Below are 15,800 nucleotides of genomic sequence, written 5' to 3' on the forward strand. Positions count from 1 at the left end.
CGGGCGGGGTGTGGTCCGGGCCGGTGTGGTGGTGCGGGAGCGGCCTGAGGTGTTGCCGCTGTCATTCGGCCAGCAGAGGATGTGGTTCCTCAACCGGATGCAAGAGGCGGGCGCGGGCGCGGCGTACAACGTGCCGCTGGCGCTCGGACTGACCGGAGAGTTGGACATCGCGGCGCTGGAGGGGGCTCTCGGTGACGTCGCCGACCGGCACGAGACGCTGCGTACCGTCTTCCCCGCCACGGACGGCAGCCCGCGGCAGGAGATCCGCGAAGGCCGTCCGGCCCTCATCGTCCGGGACGTCGCCCGTGCGGACCTGCACGACACCATGGCGGAGGTGGCGGGCAAGGGCTTCGACCTGGGCCGCGATCTGCCGTGGCGGACCGAGCTGTTGACCGTTTCGAGCACGGAACACGTGCTGATGTTGGTCGCGCACCACATCGCCGTGGACGGCTGGTCGATGGGCATCCTCGAGCGGGACCTGCAGACGGCCTACAAGGCCCGGCACACCGGCTCCCAGCCGGACTGGTCGCCGCTGCCCGTGCAGTACGCCGACTACGCGCTCTGGCAGCGTGAGGTTCTCGGCGAGCTGGACGATCCCGACAGCCTGATCAGCGCGCAACTGGGCTACTGGCGGGAGGCCCTGGCCGGTCTGCCCGAGGAGTTGACGCTCCCGGCGGACCGGACCCGGCCCGCGGTCCCGTCCTTCCGGGGCGGAGCCGTTCCGCTCCGGCTCGACGCGGAGGCGCACGCCGCCCTGGCCGAGGTGGCGCGTCAGGGCTCGGCGACCATGTTCATGGTCGTGCAGGCGGCACTGGCGATGCTGCTGGCCCGGCTCGGCGCAGGCACCGACATCCCCGTCGGCACGGCGGTCGCCGGCCGCGCCGACAGCGCCGTGGAGGACCTGGCCGGGTTCTTCATCAACACCCTCGTGCTGCGGACCGATGTCAGCGGTGATCCCACGTTCGAGGAACTGCTCGCTCGGGTCCGTGACGCGGATCTGGCGGCCTACGCCCACCAGGATCTGCCGTTCGAACGGCTCGTGGACGACCTCGCCCCCGTCCGGTCGCTCGCCCGGCAGCCGCTCGTACAGATCATGCTGGCCCTGCACTCCGCCGGTCCGGCCCAGGACTCGTGGGACCTGCCCGGCCTTCAGGTGGAGCAGCTGAATCCGGACCGTGACGTCTCGGCTCGCTTCGACCTGTCGGTCACGCTGGGCGAGTTCCGCGACGAGACCGGTTCGCCGGACGGCATCGGCGGCACGGTCCAGTACGCCACCGACCTGTTCGACGAGAGCACCGCCCAAGCCCTGTCCGACCGTCTGGTCAAGGTGCTGGAACAGGTCGCCGCTGATCAGCGGTTGCGACTCGGCAGGCTCGACATCATCGACCCCGACGAGCAGCGGAAGGTCATCCAGGAGTGGAACGACACGGCACGCCCGGTGCCCGCCACCACGCTGCCGGAGCTGTTCGAGCGTCAGGTCGAACGGACCCCCGACGCGATCGCGATCGCCGCCCACGACGTCACGCTGACGTACGCGGAGCTGGACGCCCTGGCCAACCGGGTCGCGCACTGGCTGATCGGCCGGGGGGCAGGACCTGACGACCGGGTCGCCGTGGTGATGGAACGGTCGGCCGACCTGCTGGTGGTGCTTCTGGGGGTGGTGAAGGCGGGCGCGGCGTACGTGCCGGTCGACCCGGACCATCCGGTCGAGCGCATCGGATCCATGCTGGCCGACGTGGAGCCCACGCTGGTGGTGGCCACCAGGGCCACCCGGGGCGTTCTGCCGCCCGAGGCCGAGCACGTGCTGTGGGAGGAGGCTGTCGTCGGGATGGCGCTGTGCCCGGCGACCGCGCCGCGCGACGCGGACCGGTCGGCGGCACTGCGCCCCGGTCACCTGGCGTACGTGATGTACACCTCCGGGTCGACCGGTATGCCCAAGGGTGTCGCGGTGACCCACCGGAACGTGATGAGCTTCGCCGAGGACCGGAGCTGGCGCGAGGATGTCGTCGAACGGGTCCTGGTGCAGGCCAACCACGCGTTCGACGCCTCGACGTACGAGATCTGGGTGACCCTGGCGCACGGTGGCCGACTGGTCGTCATGCCCCCGCACGACCTCGGCCCCGCCGAACGCGGCCGGCTCATCGCCGAGTACGGGGTCACCAACGTGCATGCCACCGCCGGGCTGTTCAGCCTTCTGGCCGAGGAGTCTCCGCAGATTTTCGCCGGGGTGCGCGAGGTGTCCACCGGTGGCGACGTGGTGTCGGCATCGGCGATCCGCACGCTGCTGGAGGCCCATCCCGGCTTGGTGGTCCGTACGACGTACGGGCCGACCGAGACGACGGCCTTCACCACCCAGATCCCGTACACCGCCGCCGACACCGTTCCGTCGAACGTGCCGATCGGCCGACCGATGGACAACAGCAAGACCTTTGTGCTGGACGATTTCCTGCATCCGCTCTCCCCGGGCGTGATCGGAGAGCTGTACGTCGCGGGCGCGGGGCTGGCCCGGAGTTACGCCGGACGGGCGGGCCTGACGGCGGAGCGGTTCGTCGCCTGCCCGTTCCCCGGCTCCGGGGAGCGGATGTACCGGACCGGTGACCTCGCGCGCTGGTCGCCGGAGGGCGAGCTGCTGTTCGCGGGCCGGGCCGACGACCAGGTGAAGATCCGCGGGTTCCGGATCGAGCCGGGGGAGGTGCAGTCCGTACTGGCCGGGCATGAAGGCGTCGGCCAGGTCGCGGTGATCGTACGGGAGGACCAGCCCGGGACGAAGCGGCTGGTGGCCTACGTCGTCCCGGCCGGCCCCGGCCTGGACGGGAACACCCTGCGGGAGTACGCCGCGAGTGCGCTGCCCGACTACATGGTGCCGGCCGCCGTGGTCCTGCTGGAGACCCTGCCCGTCACGGTGAACGGGAAGCTGGACCGGGCGGCTCTGCCCGCCCCGGACCTCGGCGGCCCCGGGACCGGCCGGGATCCGCAGACACCGACGGAAGCGGTCCTCTGCGGGCTGTTCGCCGAGATCCTGGGCCTGGACCGGATCGGCGCGGAGGAGTCCTTCTTCGATCTGGGCGGTGACTCACTCCTGGCGATGCGGCTGATCGCCCGGATCCGGACGGCGCTCGACACGGAGATCAACATCCGTGAGCTGTTCGCCGGGCCGACGGTCGCCGCTGTTGCCGCGGTGCTCAACAAGGACACCGAGGTCACGGGCGACTACGACATGATCCTGCCGCTGCGGACCGGCGGAGACCGGCCACCGCTGTTCTGCCTGCATTCCGGCGAGGGCCTCAGCTGGCACTACGCGGGCCTGGTGAACCACCTGTCGGCCGAGTACCCGATTTACGGCTTGCAGGCACGCGGCCTCACCGGAACCGACATATTGCCGGAAAGCATCGAGGAAATGGCGGCCGACTACGCCGAGCAAATCCGCTCCGTACAGCCGAGCGGGCCCTATCACCTGCTCGGATGGTCTTTTGGCGGCGTCGTCGCCCACGCTGTCGCGAACCGTCTTCAGCAGGATGGCGACACAGTGGCCACGCTGGCCATTCTGGACGGATATCCCAATCCCGAGATAACGAAGGCGAACGCGGACGTGAACCCGGACGTGAACGCGAACGCGGACGCGGACGTGAACGCGAACGCGGAATTCGCCGGATTCGGCGAGCTCCGACCGGGAGACCAGCCGATGCTGCTCACCGGTGGCGACGCCTTCAACGCCGCTGCCGCGGCGACTCTGATGGGTCAGCTCAACGAGACACAGATCAGCGAGACGCTGATGGCCGTCCAGAAGGTCTCCGACAACAACGTGCGTCTCCTGCGGGGCTTCACCCCTGGCCTTTTCGACGGCGACATCGTCCTTTTCGTGGCGACGCTCGGACGCCCGGAACTCCTGCCGGCTCAGGCCGCTCCGGGAGCATGGCGGCCCTATGTCCAAGGCCCGGTGGAGACCCACTCCGTTGATTGCTACCACCGCCAGATGCTAAAGGCGGAACCGCTCGCGGAGATCGCCCGCGTCATTTTGGCGAGGCTTGAGCACCAGCCTTGGTGATACCTCGCCGAAACCCCCTGATCCCTAGCCTCGGATCAAGCGTCCCGGTTACGAAGGCGCCCGGTCGCAGAAGAAGCCAACAAGAACGTCCACGAGAGACGGAGACTGACATGCAAGGTGCCTCTGGTCACGGTGGCCTGGACAGCAATAGTTCCGGTCGGCTGCGGCGAACCCGGCGACTGGCCACAACCATGGTCGGGTTGACGGCCGTCGTGATGCTGGCGGCCGCTTGTTCCGATGGCAACTCCAGTGAAAACACCGGCGCGACCGTGCCGAAGGGCTCGTCGTCGCCCTCGGCGACCGCCTCCGGGGCCTCCAGCGTGCTCGCCTACGCCCAGTGCATGCGGAAGCACGGAGTCACCAACTTCCCCGACCCCAATGCCCAGGGCCATCTCGACATCAACGGGGACACGGTCGACATGAAGTCGTCGCAGGCCGTGGCCGCCGACAAGGCGTGCAAGACGCTGCTGCCCCCGGCCAGCAACGCCAGCCCGCCCGCCGGGTCGCGTACGGCTGCGCTGAAGTACTCCGAGTGCATGCGCAAGAACGGGGTTCCCAAGTTCCCCGACCCCAACGCCGAGGGCGGCATCGACATCAACGGCGAGACCCTCGGCGTTGACCCGGAGGGTTCGGTTTTCAAGGCTGCCGACAAGATCTGCCAGCCCATCATGGAGAAGGCCGCCGGCGGACAGAAGAAGGAGGTCCAGTCCGGCGCACCCCAATAACCGGTCCGTGACCGAGCGCCGTACCGCTCCCGTCGCCAACCAGGACGGTACGGTACGGCGTTCCTCGTTCTCCGCGGCTTCACACGAGGTGAGGAACTTGGCAAACGACCGGGTGCGCTACCAGAAGAAGGACCACGTCGCGTACGTCACCCTCGACCGTCCCGAAGTGCTCAACGCGATGGACCTTCGCATGCACGAGGAACTCGCCGAGATCTGGGACGACGTGGAGGCCGACGACCGGGTACGGGTCGCGGTGCTGACCGGAGCGGGCCATCGGGCCTTCTCCGTCGGGCAGGACCTGAAGGAACGGGCACGCCTCGACCAGGAGGGCACACCTCTGACGACCTTCGGCAGCCGGGGGCAACCGGGCTGGCCCAGGCTCACCGACCGGTTCACCCTGTCCAAACCGGTGGTCGCCCGGGTCCACGGCTACGCCTTGGGCGGCGGATTCGAACTCGCCCTGGCCTGCGACCTCATCATCGCCTCCGACCAGGCTGTCTTCGGGCTGCCCGAGGTGAAGCTCGGGCTGATCCCCGGGGCGGGCGGCGCGTTCCGGATCGTACGGCAGCTCCCCCAGAAGATCGCCATGGGATATCTGCTCACCGGCCGGCGGATGGACGCCGCCACGGCTCTGCGGTTCGGGCTGGTCAACGAGGTCGTCGCGGTCGACCGGCTGGACGCTGCTGTCGAGGACTGGACGGATGACCTGGTCAGGAGCGCCCCGCTCTCGGTCCGGGCGCTCAAGGAAGCCGCACTCAAGTCCGTCGACCTGCCGCTCGACCAGGCTTTCACGGCCGACTACGTCTGGGAGGAACGCCGCCGGCGCAGCAGCGACGCGGTCGAGGGCGCCCAGGCGTTCGCAGAGAAGCGCGACCCCGTCTGGTCCGGCCACTAGTGCCCCTCCCGGCAAGCTTTGCCCTGTCCGGGTGATCACGGCCGGGCCCGTCCGAGTGTGCTCGGGCGGGCCCGGCTTTTCGGGTCCACATGCCAACGGTTCTTGCAGACGAAGGGACGGCCGATGCCGATCGCTCGGATCAACGGAATCAATCTCAGCTACGACGAGTACGGCGCGGGAGAGCCGGTCGTGCTGGTCATGGGCACCGGGGCTCCGGGGCGGATGTGGCGGACGCACCAGGTCCCCGCACTGAAGTCCGTCGGCTACCGGGTCATCACGTTCAACAACCGGGGAATACCGCCGACCGACGTATGCCCCGGGGGATTCACCCTGGACGACATGGTTGCGGATGTGGCGGGCCTCATCGAGCATCTCGGCGCGGCGCCCTGCCGGGTCGTGGGTTTCTCCCTGGGCGGGATCATCGTTCAGGAACTGCTCGTCGCCAGGCCCGAACTCGTCCGGCAGGCTGTGCTGATGGCGAGCAGCGGGAGAGCCGACACGCAGATCGCCGCCATGACGGCCGCGGAACTGGACCTGTGCGACAGCGGGGTGAAACTGCCGCCCCGTTACGCGGCCTATGTGCAGGCCGTCCAGAGCCTTTCTCCGGAGACACTCAACGACGAGAAACTGCTCAGGGACTGGCTCGACGTCTTCGAGATGTCGGTCGTCGACCTCTCCACGATCCGTGGCCAGCTGAGCCTTCAGATGATTCCGGATCGGCTTCGGGCCTACCGGGAGATCGGCTGCCCCTGTCTGGTCATCGGGTTCCAGGACGATCTGACCGTGCGACCGCAGTTGTCGCGTGAGGTCGCGAACAGCATTCCCGGCGCCGGCTACATCGAGATCCCCGGGTGCGGTCACTACGGATATCTCGAAAAACCCGCAGCGGTGAACTCCGCGATCATCGACTTCTTCGCCGCCCCGGAGCGGTGAGTCCTACCGGGTCCGTGCGGCGGCGGTCTGCCCGGGCCGCCGTCGCGTCACCGGTGCCTGGTTGTTCCCGGCAGGGAAGGTGACCTTGATGGTCAGACCGCCCTCGGGCCTCGCGGTGGCGGCGATGGTGGCGTCGTGGGCGATCGCGATGGCCTGCACGATGGACAGTCCGAGCCCGAGTCCCTCAGTGCGGCTGCCGGTACGGGTGGTACGAAGCCGTTGGAAGGGCTGGAACAGCCGGTCAACGGCGTCCGGCGGCACCACGGGACCGGTGTTGGCGACGGTGAGGACGGCGTGACCGTCCACGGTCCCGGTGGAGACCTCCACCTCGCCCTGCGGGATGTTGTGCCGGAGCGCGTTGTCCACGAGGTTGACCACGAGGCGTTCGGCGAGGGGCCGGTGGCCCGCCGCCACAGCCACGGAGATCGACCGCCGGATCCTCACCGTCCGGAAGTCCGCCTCGGCTCTGCGGCTGTCGACCACCTCGTGGGCGAGCCGCGCCACGTCGAAGGGCTTGCGGACCTCGATGCCCGCATGGCTGCGGGTCAGGGTGAGGAGTGCCTCGATGAGCCGCTCCTGCTGGGCGCCGGCGGCGAGGATCCGTTCGTGCGCCGCCCGCAGGGACTCCACCGTCGCCTCGGGGTCGGACAGGGCGACCTGGCCGAGAGCTCGCTGCCGGGCCAGGGGGGTGCGCAGTTCGTGGGAGGCGTTGGCAACGAACTGGCGCTGGGTCTGGAAGGAGCCTTCGAGTCTGCTCAGGAGGCCGTCGAAGGTGTCGCCGAGTTCCTTGAGCTCGTCACCGGGGCCGTCGAGAGCCAGACGTTGGTGCAGGCTGGTCTCCGAGATGTCCCGTGCGGCCGCCGTGATCGTACGCAGCGGGCGCAGGATGCGACCGGCGACGATCCAGCCCAGCACTATCGAGAAAACCGCCATGACGGCGAGCGCGATCCCGGAGTCGACGAGCAACTGGTGCATGACGGCGGCACTCTGACGGGCCAGGGCCTTCTGCGCCGCTGCCGAGATGGTGTCGAGGGCACTCACCTGGGGCTGCTGCGACTCGGCCGGCCCCGGGGAGTTGTCGGGCGGCCTGATACCGCCGCTGCTCGACGGCGAGGGGAGGAAGTTGTAGTCGGAGCTCTTGGGGTGATCCCCGACGACGGCGTGCTGCACGAGAACAAAGGTGATCGCCAGCAGCGCGGCACCGGAGATGAGGAACAGGCCTCCGTACAGGAGTGTCATCTTCGCCCGGACGGTGCGGCGGGGCAGGTGCGAACGGGCTGTACGGCTCCTGAGCCTGGCGATCACCGACATGTGATTCCTCAAATCCGGTATCCGCGCTTGGCCACGGTCTCGATGATCGGCGGATCCCCGAGCTTGGTGCGCAGCCGACTGATCGTGATCTTCACGGCATTGGTGAACGGGTCGGCAGCCTCGTCCCAGACCCTTTCGAGGAGTTCTTCGGCGGAGACGGCCCGGCCCCCGGAGGTCAGGAGCAGCTCCAGGACGCCGAACTCCTTGGGCGCGAGCTCCAGCAGCCGGTCGCCCCGGCTCGCCGTGCGCCGCGCGGTGTCGACCACGAGATCGCCGTGCCGGACCACCGGCGGCACGGCCGGATGGGCCCGGCGGGCCAGCGCACTGATCCGTGCGACCAGCACCGGGAAGTCGAACGGTTTGGGGAGGTAGTCGTCGGCGCCCAGACTGAGTCCGTCGACGAGATCCTCTGTCGTCGCCGCGGCGGTGAGCATCAGCACCCTGCCACGGCACCCGGACGCGATCAGCTCGGCGCACACGTCGTCGCCGTGCATCCCGGGCAGATCCCGGTCCAGCACGATCACGTCGTAGTCGTTGCACAGTGCGCGATCGAGCCCGCCCGGACCGTCGAAGGCCACGTCCACGGCCATCTGTGACCGGCGCAGACCGACGGCCACCGTCTGCGCCATCTCCTCGTCGTCCTCCACCACGAGTACCCGCACCCGAATCCCCCTCGATGACCACTTCTCTGACAGGAACACCTTGACAACGTGAGCCAGGGTGTTCTACCCCCGGTTTCCTCAACGTTTCATCGGCGGGCTGTCGCGTCCGGGACCGCCCCACCACGCCGGCGCCGTGCCTTCCGGAAAACGCATTAGCAGCACAGGCTATTCGGCGGTGTCCCAGGCATCCGACCATACCGTCCAGGTGCGACGCGGGCGCCGCGTCCGCACGATGGTGTCCGGATCCGGGCCTCCGCCCAGCGAAACCTTGGTGAAACCGCTGCTCCCGTAGAAAGGGTGCCATGCGGAAATTCAGCTAGTAATGGAGGGCGATATGCAAAGCACCGCCAGGTGCGATGCCGGTCGGAACGCAAACGGATTCTGTCTGGCGGAGACCGTCTGCGAAAAACAACAGCCGCGGAACGCCCAGGTGGCGGCTCCTCAGCAGCCCGGGGGCGGATCGTGAGCGCTGTGCAGATCGTTACGGATGACGCGGATGTCAGCGAGCCGGACGGGGAGGAGCAGCGTCCACGTTCCGGCGGTCACGGACGGCGCGGGCGGACCGCCGCTGTCGCCGTGGTGGTCCTGATCGCGGCAGGCGCGGGGGTTGTCGCCACCGACCCGTTCGGCGCCCAGACGAAGGATGCGTCGGTCCAGAACACCGTCGTGACCGGACGGGCTGCGGTGTCCAAGGGAACGCTGTCCGCCCGGACCCAGGAGAACGGGACCCTGGGATTCGCGGGTCACTACGATGTGATCAACGGAGCCAGCGGCACGGTCACGAAGCTGCCGGCCGTGGGCACGGTGATTCATCAGGGCAAGGCCCTCTACCGGGTCGACGGCAAGCCGGTGATCTTTCTGCAGGGTACCGATGAGCCGGCCTACCGGGACCTGGCCCGGGGGATGAAGGGTGCCGACGTCCGGCAGCTGAACGCCGCGCTCGTCTCTCTCGGATACGCCACCAAGAGCCGGATCGACCCCGATTCGGACTACTTCGGCTGGCAGACCTACTACGCCCTCCTGAAACTGCAGGACCATGTGGGCCTGAAGAAGACGGGCAAGCTTCCGCTCGGGCAGGCGGTGTTCCTGCCGGCCAAGGAGATCAGGGTCACCAAGGTCAGCGCGATGCGCGGTGCCGCGGCGGCGCCCGGATCAGTGGTCTTCGAGGCGTCCTCGACCGACCGGCAGGTCACCGTCGCGTTGAGCGCGAGTCAGCAGTCCGACGTGGCGGTCGGCGACAAGGTGACCATCACCCTGCCCAACGGCAAGACCACCGAGGGTGTCGTCTCGTCGATCGGGAAGGTGGCCACCAAGTCCGCGGACGGCACGACCATCGACGTTCAGATCAAGCCGTCGAACCCGAAGGCGACCGGGGAGCTCGACCAGTCGCCGGTGCAGGTGTCCATCGTGACCGACACGGTGAAGGACGTGCTGACGGTGCCGGTGAACTCGCTTCTGGCACTGGCCGGCGGCGGGTATGCGGTCGAGGTCGTCAATGCCACCGGCACGCATCGTCTGATCCAGGTGACGCCGGGGTTGTTCGACGACAGCGCGGGCACGGTCGAGGTCACCGGTGACGGCCTCAAGGTCGGCCAGAAGATCGTGGTGCCGTCCTCATGACCGGCGCGGACACGGAGACGACGGAAACAGCGGAAGCGGCGGCGACGACCGGAACAGCGGAAGCAGCGGCGGCCGGTGGCCGGCGCACCGCTGAGCCGGTCCTGCAACTGGAGCGGGTGTCCAAGATCTACCCCGGAGCGTCTCCGGTGGTGGCGCTGGACAAGGCCAGCTTCACCATTCGCCGGGGCGAACTGGTGGCGATCGTGGGCCCGTCGGGTTCAGGGAAGTCGACATTGCTCCAGGTGATGGGCAGCCTGGACCGGCCGACTTCGGGGCGGGTCCTGGTCGTCGGCGACGACGTCGCCAAGATGTCCGACCGGGCCCTGGCAGGTCTGCGGGCGAGCCGGATCGGTTTCGTGTTCCAGCAGTTCTTCCTGGCCCAGAACTCCACGGCGCTGGAGAACGTCGCCGACGGGATGCTGTACTCGGGCGCAAGGCACGGCGCGCGCATGAAGGCGGCGGCCGTGGCACTGGGCAGGGTCGGGCTCGGCCACCGGGCCGAGCACCGTCCGCCCGAGCTGTCGGGAGGCGAACGGCAGCGGGTCGCGATCGCCCGGGCACTGGCCGGGAATCCGGCGATCGTGCTGGCCGACGAGCCCACCGGCAACCTCGACAGCGTGACCGGAGCGGCGATCTTCAAGCTGCTGAGGGAACTCAACGCCGAGGGTACGACGATCGTCGTGATCACCCATGACCGTGAACTGGCCGCACAAATGCCGCGCCGGATCGAGGTCCTCGACGGCCACATCGTCGCGGACGTGAGTTCGTCGGAGCAGCCTTTGTTCACCGAAAGGCATCTGCCATGACCACCACGGCTCCGGCTCCGAGCCGGATGCATCCGGCCGACCTGGCCCGGACCGCCAGCGTGGGGCTGCGCACCCGGCGGATGCGGGCCGCACTGTCAGCACTGGGCATCGCCATCGGCGTCGCGGCGATGGTCGCGGTGATGGGGTTGTCCGCCTCGTCCCAGGCCGGCCTGCTGGCCGAACTCGACAAGCTGGGAACCAACCTGCTGACGGTCACCCCAGGTCAGGTCCTGGGCGGCGGGGACGCCAAACTCCCCGTCGACGCCCCGGCGATGATCGCCAGAATCGGTCCGGTCGAAACGGTACAGACCACCGGCAAGACCGACGCCCACGCCTATCGCAGCCCCTACATCCCGGCCATCAACACCAACGCCATCTCGGTCAAGGCCGCGAGCCTGAACCTGCCCGCCGCGGTGCGTACGACCGTCGCCCAGGGCAAGTACCTCAACGCCGCCACCGCCCGACAGCCGGTCGCGGTACTCGGCTCGGTCGCCGCCAGCCGTCTGGGAATCGCCGAGGTTCACCCCGGAATGCGCATCTGGGTCGGCGGGCAGTGGTTCTACGTCGCGGGGATCCTCAACTCCGCGACGCTGACGCCCGAGATCGACACCTCGGTGCTGGTCGGCTACCCGGCCGCGCAGAAGTATCTGAACTTCGACGGCCACCCGTCCATGGTCTATGTACGGGCCCAGACCGACCAGGTCGCCGACGTCCAGGGGGTGCTGGCCGCGACGGCCAACCCGGAGAACCCCGACCAGGTCAGTGTGAGCCTGCCGTCGGCCGCCCTCGAGGCACGCGCCGCAACCCAGTCCGCGCTGAACGGCCTGTTCCTCGGGCTCGGGGCGGTGGCCCTGCTCGTCGGTGGCATCGGAGTCGCCAACACCATGGTCATCTCCGTCCTCGAACGCCGCTCCGAGATCGGCCTGCGACGCGCACTGGGCGCCACCAAGGGCAATATCCGGCTCCAGTTCCTCGCGGAGGCGATTCTGTTGGCCGCACTCGGCGGCGCCGTCGGGGTGGCACTGGGCGTCTTCGCCACCGCCGTCTACGCCCACATCAAACACTGGGCCACCGTCGTTCCCGTACTCGCCTGGGGAGGAGGACTCGGCGCGGCTGTCGCGATCGGCGCCATCGCCGGTCTGCTTCCGGCGCTCCGCGCGGCCCGCATGCAGCCGACCGAAGCTCTTCGCACCACCTAGCGCCGGCGGACCGTCGCCCGGCACCGCGGAGCAGAAACCGCGGCGCCGGGCATCGGCGCGCCGTCTGTCCAAGTGCTGACTTTGGTCAGTTGGAAGGCGCGGCGGGGCGGACTCGATCTCCGTGGGCGTATTTACGGTTCCGTCCAGGACCGGACATGTTCACGTTGAGGTTCAGACCTTTCTTTACCGCGCGTTCGTCGCATAATTGAGGGGTTCGGGGCCTGTTGATACGACAGCTGTTCACAGTCGTCTCACAGGATTTGTGAAATGAGCACCGATGGTGACGTCGGTCTTACTGGGGGCATGGCATGACCGCTGATCCACAAGAGATGACCGTCTACGGGGGCAGCGGGGTGACTTCTCAGTCGCTCCGCAGCGGACAGAATCCGGTGGCTATGATTCCGGTTTCCGGACTGTCCGTGAAGGGCTCGCCAAGGCTTTCCGGCGAGAATCCGGAACACGTACGGTTACTGTCCTTATCGTCGGCCGAGCTGCCGCCGATCCTCGTCCACTATCCGACGATGCGCGTCATCGACGGCGTGCACCGGCTCAGTGCGGCCAAGCTCCGGGGTGAGGAGCGGATAGCCGCCACCTTCTTCTACGGCGACGAATCCGAAGCTTTCGTCATGGCCGTGCGCGCCAACTCGCAGCACGGGCTGCCGCTGTCCCTGGCCGATCGGAAATCCGCTGCCGAACGTATCGTCAGATACTATCCGAGCTGGTCGGATCGTTTCATCGCCTCGGTCACCGGAATCAGTGCCAAGACGGTGGCGGAGATCAGGGTGGACAGCGGCGGAGAGTCGTCGCCGGGGGCCGTGAGAATCGGCCGTGACGGGCGTATTCGTCCGATAAACGCCGCCGAAGGGCGCAGAATCGCCGCCGAAATGATCGCGGAGAACCCGGAATTGTCTCTGCGTCAGATTGCCAAGGGCGCTGGGATCTCACCGGAGACAGCACGGGACGTCAGGAACAAGATGACCCGGGGAGAGGATCCCGTAGCGCATCGGCGCTCGGAGAATCAGGCCAAGCCCGGGCCCGAGAACGAACGCCGCCGGCCGCAACCCAGAAAGCGCCCGGGCAGAACCCGGAAAGCCGAACTGGAGCGGCGCGCAGGCATACAGCGCCTCCGGTCGGTTCCCGAACTCAGCCAAAGCGAGGCCGGCCGTCTCCTCCTCAGGCTTCTCCACGCCCACGCCGTCGAGGTCGAGGACTGGAACAGGCTCGGTGAGAGCGTTCCGTCGCACTGGGGCGACATGGTCGCTTCTCTCGCTTTCGAATGCGGCAACGTATGGGACGAGTTCGCACAACGAATAGAGGAGGGACTGGAGAAAATCGCCTGACGGTGATCGCCGGCCTCTTGCGTAATTCCACTCTATCCGTCCCGGGTTTCGGCACGGTTTCACCCCCGGCGGTATGCGGCTGGGCATGAAGGCGGCGTACCGAGCACTGGGGGCTCGGTACGCCGGGGAGGTGAGAACCATGTCTCCTTCGGGGCTGCTTGGCCCCCGTGTGGGGTCAGCTGTGGTGGCGCCCGCCGACGTCACGACCGTTGGTGCCGTGACCGCTGCCGTGGTCTCCACCGGCGTGGCGGCCCCAGGTCTTGCTGTCGATGATGCGGCCGCGGTCGTTGCTCAGGGTGGCGGTGTCGGAGTAGTTGCCCCAGAAGTAGTTGTGGCGGCCCTGGTAGACGTCACGGTGGGTGTCGCGGCCGATCCCGGTGTGGACGCGTACTGACTGGTGTCCGCGCAGCCGCAGGTGGTGGAAGCGGTAGGCGCGGTGGTCGGAGTTCGACAGGGTCCAGCCGTTCAGGTCGACGGCCCGACGACTGGTGTTGGTGACGGTGACCCACTCGGCGTTCAGGCTGCGAAAGGAGCGGTTTTCGCCGCCGGGGCTTTCGTACTGGATCGCGCCGAGGGCGACAGCGGATCGGTAGGGCAGGTGCCGCCCGTGGTCGTGATCGGCACCTGCCGCCGGCAGGGCGGCTGCCGCCAACAGGGCGCCGGAAGCGAGGACGGAAGCGGCGAGACGCTGTGCGGTACGGGACATAGTGACCCCTCCTGGATGCAGGCGCACATCCATGACCCAGATGTGCAAATGATGCGAATTCCGGCATGTGTGCCGAGGAACATCACTCTGTCCGGGTCTGAGGCGCTACGCCCGGAGGAAACGGTTCACGTTACTAAACGCGGACATGTCCGTAACGATCCTTTGTAGGTTGCACCCACGGGAGTCCCGGAGCGGCGGAATCGGATGGCCGCTACATGCACCCCGGTGGCAACCCCCGTTCGGGCCTTTGTGCAGGTGCGGCCCGTATGGCGCGCCACCCCAGCGCCATCCCCCGTTCGGCGTACGCCCTCGTGTAACAACGCGTCTTCACCGGCCGGATCCCGACGGCCCGGTTCGGCTCGGCGCGGCCGCGGTGTGCGCGTCGTTGAAGACCGCTCGCTCACCGGCGAGGCCGAGTACGACCCGACGGCGCCCGCCCCGCCACCCCACACAAGGAAGCGCCGGAACGTCCGCCGACGGCCCTGCTCACATCGTGCCGAGGTCGATCTCCAGCGGGAAGGGAGCCGAGACCTTGACGGCGCCGGTGAAGACCTCGCCGTCCCGGTATGTCATGGTCGCCGGGTCGGGGACGTAGGTGTACACCAGCGGGATGCCGGTGGCAGCCTGTTCGATCCGCCAGTAAAAGGCGATCCCGGCCCTGGCGTACTGGTCCACCTTCACGATCCGGTCGGTGGTCTCGGAGCCCGGCGAGACGACCTCGACAACCAGCAGCACGTGCTCGGGGCGGGTCGGCGTGATGTCGATCGTGTCCGCGCGGTAGACGACGACGTCCGGACGGCGGTTGGTGAGAGGAACGTCGTGGAGCCGGACGTCGAAGTCCGAGTCGGCGTTCCACTCCGGGCCGGCAGCGGCGTCCAGCGCGTTGGCCAGGATTCTGGCCAGGCGGTTGTTCCGCTTGGACGCGCTGGGGCTCACGACGACCATCCCGTCCACGATCTCGATGCCCGCGCACTGCTCTTCGGACCAGGACTCGTACTGCTCCGCCGTGATCTGCTCGTGCATCCACGCGGGGGCGACCATCTCGGCGGTCATGACGTACCTCCCCTGAGTCCGTGCGACGGGTCTGGTCCCGCTGACGGCCGCGTACTGCTTCAGGCTCTCCCCGAGCGGTGGCCTCGCTCAGTCCTCGTCGGGGGCGAGCCGCAGGGAGATGCTGTTGATGCAGTAGCGCTGGTCGGTGGGGGTGCCGTAGCCCTCGCCTTCGAAGACGTGGCCGAGGTGGGAGCCGCAGCGGGCGCAGCGGACCTCGGTGCGGGCCATGCCGTAGGTGCGGTCCTCGATGAGTTCGACGGCCTTGGAGTCGGCGGGGTCGTAGAAGGACGGCCAGCCGCAGTGGGACTCGAACTTGGTGTCGGAGCGGAAGAGTTCGGCGCCGCAGGCGCGGCAGGAGTAGACGCCGGTGGTCTTGGTGTCGGTGTATTCGCCGGTGAAGGCGCGCTCGGTGCCGGCCTCGCGCAGGACGGCGTACTCCTGGGGGGTCAGCTCCTCGCGCCACTGCTGGTCGGACTTCTCGACTTCGTACGACGACATGTGCGTG

At 68.3% G+C, this 15,800-nt stretch carries 13 protein-coding genes; 8 read left to right on the forward strand and 5 right to left on the reverse strand.

All coding sequences use genetic code 11. The features are described 5' to 3' along the window. Nucleotides 1-49: 49 nt before the first annotated feature. From ACFXJ5_RS37040 to ACFXJ5_RS37055, 4 genes are all read left to right on the forward strand, one after another. Nucleotides 50-4,045 (forward strand): amino acid adenylation domain-containing protein, encoded by a 3,996-nt coding sequence (locus ACFXJ5_RS37040; protein ID WP_384641505.1) that lies wholly within the window; start codon nucleotides 50-52, stop codon nucleotides 4,043-4,045. Between the two features lie 200 nt (nucleotides 4,046-4,245). Further along, the gene (locus ACFXJ5_RS37045) at nucleotides 4,246-4,770 is read left to right on the forward strand and encodes a hypothetical protein (protein WP_384641508.1); all 525 of its coding nucleotides are present in this window, start codon (nucleotides 4,246-4,248) and stop codon (nucleotides 4,768-4,770) included. Between the two features lie 97 nt (nucleotides 4,771-4,867). Further along, nucleotides 4,868-5,665, forward strand: a complete 798-nt coding sequence (dpgD, locus tag ACFXJ5_RS37050) for an enoyl-CoA-hydratase DpgD (protein WP_384641510.1) — start codon at nucleotides 4,868-4,870, stop codon at nucleotides 5,663-5,665. Between the two features lie 123 nt (nucleotides 5,666-5,788). Beyond that, a complete protein-coding gene (locus tag ACFXJ5_RS37055) occupies nucleotides 5,789-6,598 on the forward strand; it encodes an alpha/beta fold hydrolase (RefSeq protein ID WP_384641513.1) in 810 nt (269 codons plus the stop codon). A 3-nt stretch (nucleotides 6,599-6,601) separates the two neighbouring features. Here ACFXJ5_RS37055 and ACFXJ5_RS37060 read toward each other — a convergent pair whose 3' ends face one another. Beyond that, complete coding sequence (locus ACFXJ5_RS37060) at nucleotides 6,602-7,837, reverse strand: sensor histidine kinase (RefSeq protein WP_384641516.1); 1,236 nt, start codon at nucleotides 7,835-7,837, stop codon at nucleotides 6,602-6,604. An 80-nt stretch (nucleotides 7,838-7,917) separates the two neighbouring features. Beyond that, nucleotides 7,918-8,571: a response regulator transcription factor gene (locus tag ACFXJ5_RS37065; protein ID WP_384641519.1), complete on the reverse strand. Its 654-nt coding sequence runs from the start codon at nucleotides 8,569-8,571 to the stop codon at nucleotides 7,918-7,920. Between the two features lie 462 nt (nucleotides 8,572-9,033). On the opposite strand from ACFXJ5_RS37065, the gene ACFXJ5_RS37070 reads away from it, so the two are divergent. The 4 genes from ACFXJ5_RS37070 to ACFXJ5_RS37085 all read left to right on the forward strand — a co-directional run bounded on the left by ACFXJ5_RS37070 (nucleotide 9,034) and on the right by ACFXJ5_RS37085 (nucleotide 13,536). Beyond that, nucleotides 9,034-10,191 carry a peptidoglycan-binding protein gene (locus ACFXJ5_RS37070; RefSeq protein ID WP_384641523.1) on the forward strand — a complete coding sequence of 386 codons (1,158 nt, stop codon included), beginning with the start codon at nucleotides 9,034-9,036 and terminating at the stop codon, nucleotides 10,189-10,191. Then, on the forward strand, nucleotides 10,188-10,997 hold the full coding sequence (locus ACFXJ5_RS37075; RefSeq protein WP_384641525.1) for an ABC transporter ATP-binding protein: 810 nt from the start codon (nucleotides 10,188-10,190) through the stop codon (nucleotides 10,995-10,997). The genes ACFXJ5_RS37070 and ACFXJ5_RS37075 overlap by 4 nt, the downstream gene beginning before the upstream one ends. Next, nucleotides 10,994-12,196: an ABC transporter permease gene (locus ACFXJ5_RS37080; protein ID WP_384641528.1), complete on the forward strand. Its 1,203-nt coding sequence runs from the start codon at nucleotides 10,994-10,996 to the stop codon at nucleotides 12,194-12,196. The genes ACFXJ5_RS37075 and ACFXJ5_RS37080 overlap by 4 nt, the downstream gene beginning before the upstream one ends. Nucleotides 12,197-12,504: 308 nt before the next feature. Continuing rightward, entirely contained in the window at nucleotides 12,505-13,536 is a 1,032-nt protein-coding gene (locus ACFXJ5_RS37085) for a ParB N-terminal domain-containing protein (protein WP_384641530.1), read from the forward strand. Between the two features lie 175 nt (nucleotides 13,537-13,711). Here ACFXJ5_RS37085 and ACFXJ5_RS37090 read toward each other — a convergent pair whose 3' ends face one another. The 3 genes from ACFXJ5_RS37090 to msrB all read right to left on the reverse strand — a co-directional run bounded on the left by ACFXJ5_RS37090 (nucleotide 13,712) and on the right by msrB (nucleotide 15,793). Continuing rightward, the gene (locus ACFXJ5_RS37090) at nucleotides 13,712-14,242 is read right to left on the reverse strand and encodes a lamin tail domain-containing protein (RefSeq protein WP_384641533.1); all 531 of its coding nucleotides are present in this window, start codon (nucleotides 14,240-14,242) and stop codon (nucleotides 13,712-13,714) included. A gap of 486 nt (nucleotides 14,243-14,728) precedes the next feature. After that, nucleotides 14,729-15,295 carry a Uma2 family endonuclease gene (locus ACFXJ5_RS37095; RefSeq protein WP_384641536.1) on the reverse strand — a complete coding sequence of 189 codons (567 nt, stop codon included), beginning with the start codon at nucleotides 15,293-15,295 and terminating at the stop codon, nucleotides 14,729-14,731. Nucleotides 15,296-15,382: 87 nt separating this feature from the next. After that, a complete protein-coding gene (gene msrB, locus ACFXJ5_RS37100; protein ID WP_384641539.1) occupies nucleotides 15,383-15,793 on the reverse strand; it encodes a peptide-methionine (R)-S-oxide reductase MsrB in 411 nt (136 codons plus the stop codon). Between the last annotated feature and the right edge of the window lie 7 nt (nucleotides 15,794-15,800).

The organism is Streptomyces sp. NPDC059373, assembly GCF_042751495.1.
Lineage (GTDB): Bacteria > Actinomycetota > Actinomycetes > Streptomycetales > Streptomycetaceae > Actinacidiphila.

Bases quoted from the DNA above. Each gene is read 5' to 3' on its own strand.
- ACFXJ5_RS37055 (WP_384641513.1), top strand. From the start codon at position 5,789: ATGCCGATCGCTCGGATCAACGGAATCAATCTCAGCTACGACGAGTAC.
- ACFXJ5_RS37060 (WP_384641516.1), bottom strand. From the start codon at position 7,837: ATGACACTCCTGTACGGAGGCCTGTTCCTCATCTCCGGTGCCGCGCTG.
- ACFXJ5_RS37075 (WP_384641525.1), top strand. From the start codon at position 10,188: ATGACCGGCGCGGACACGGAGACGACGGAAACAGCGGAAGCGGCGGCG.
- ACFXJ5_RS37080 (WP_384641528.1), top strand. From the start codon at position 10,994: ATGACCACCACGGCTCCGGCTCCGAGCCGGATGCATCCGGCCGACCTG.
- ACFXJ5_RS37085 (WP_384641530.1), top strand. From the start codon at position 12,505: ATGACCGCTGATCCACAAGAGATGACCGTCTACGGGGGCAGCGGGGTG.
- ACFXJ5_RS37090 (WP_384641533.1), bottom strand. From the start codon at position 14,242: ATGTCCCGTACCGCACAGCGTCTCGCCGCTTCCGTCCTCGCTTCCGGC.
- ACFXJ5_RS37095 (WP_384641536.1), bottom strand. From the start codon at position 15,295: ATGACCGCCGAGATGGTCGCCCCCGCGTGGATGCACGAGCAGATCACG.
- msrB (WP_384641539.1), bottom strand. From the start codon at position 15,793: ATGTCGTCGTACGAAGTCGAGAAGTCCGACCAGCAGTGGCGCGAGGAG.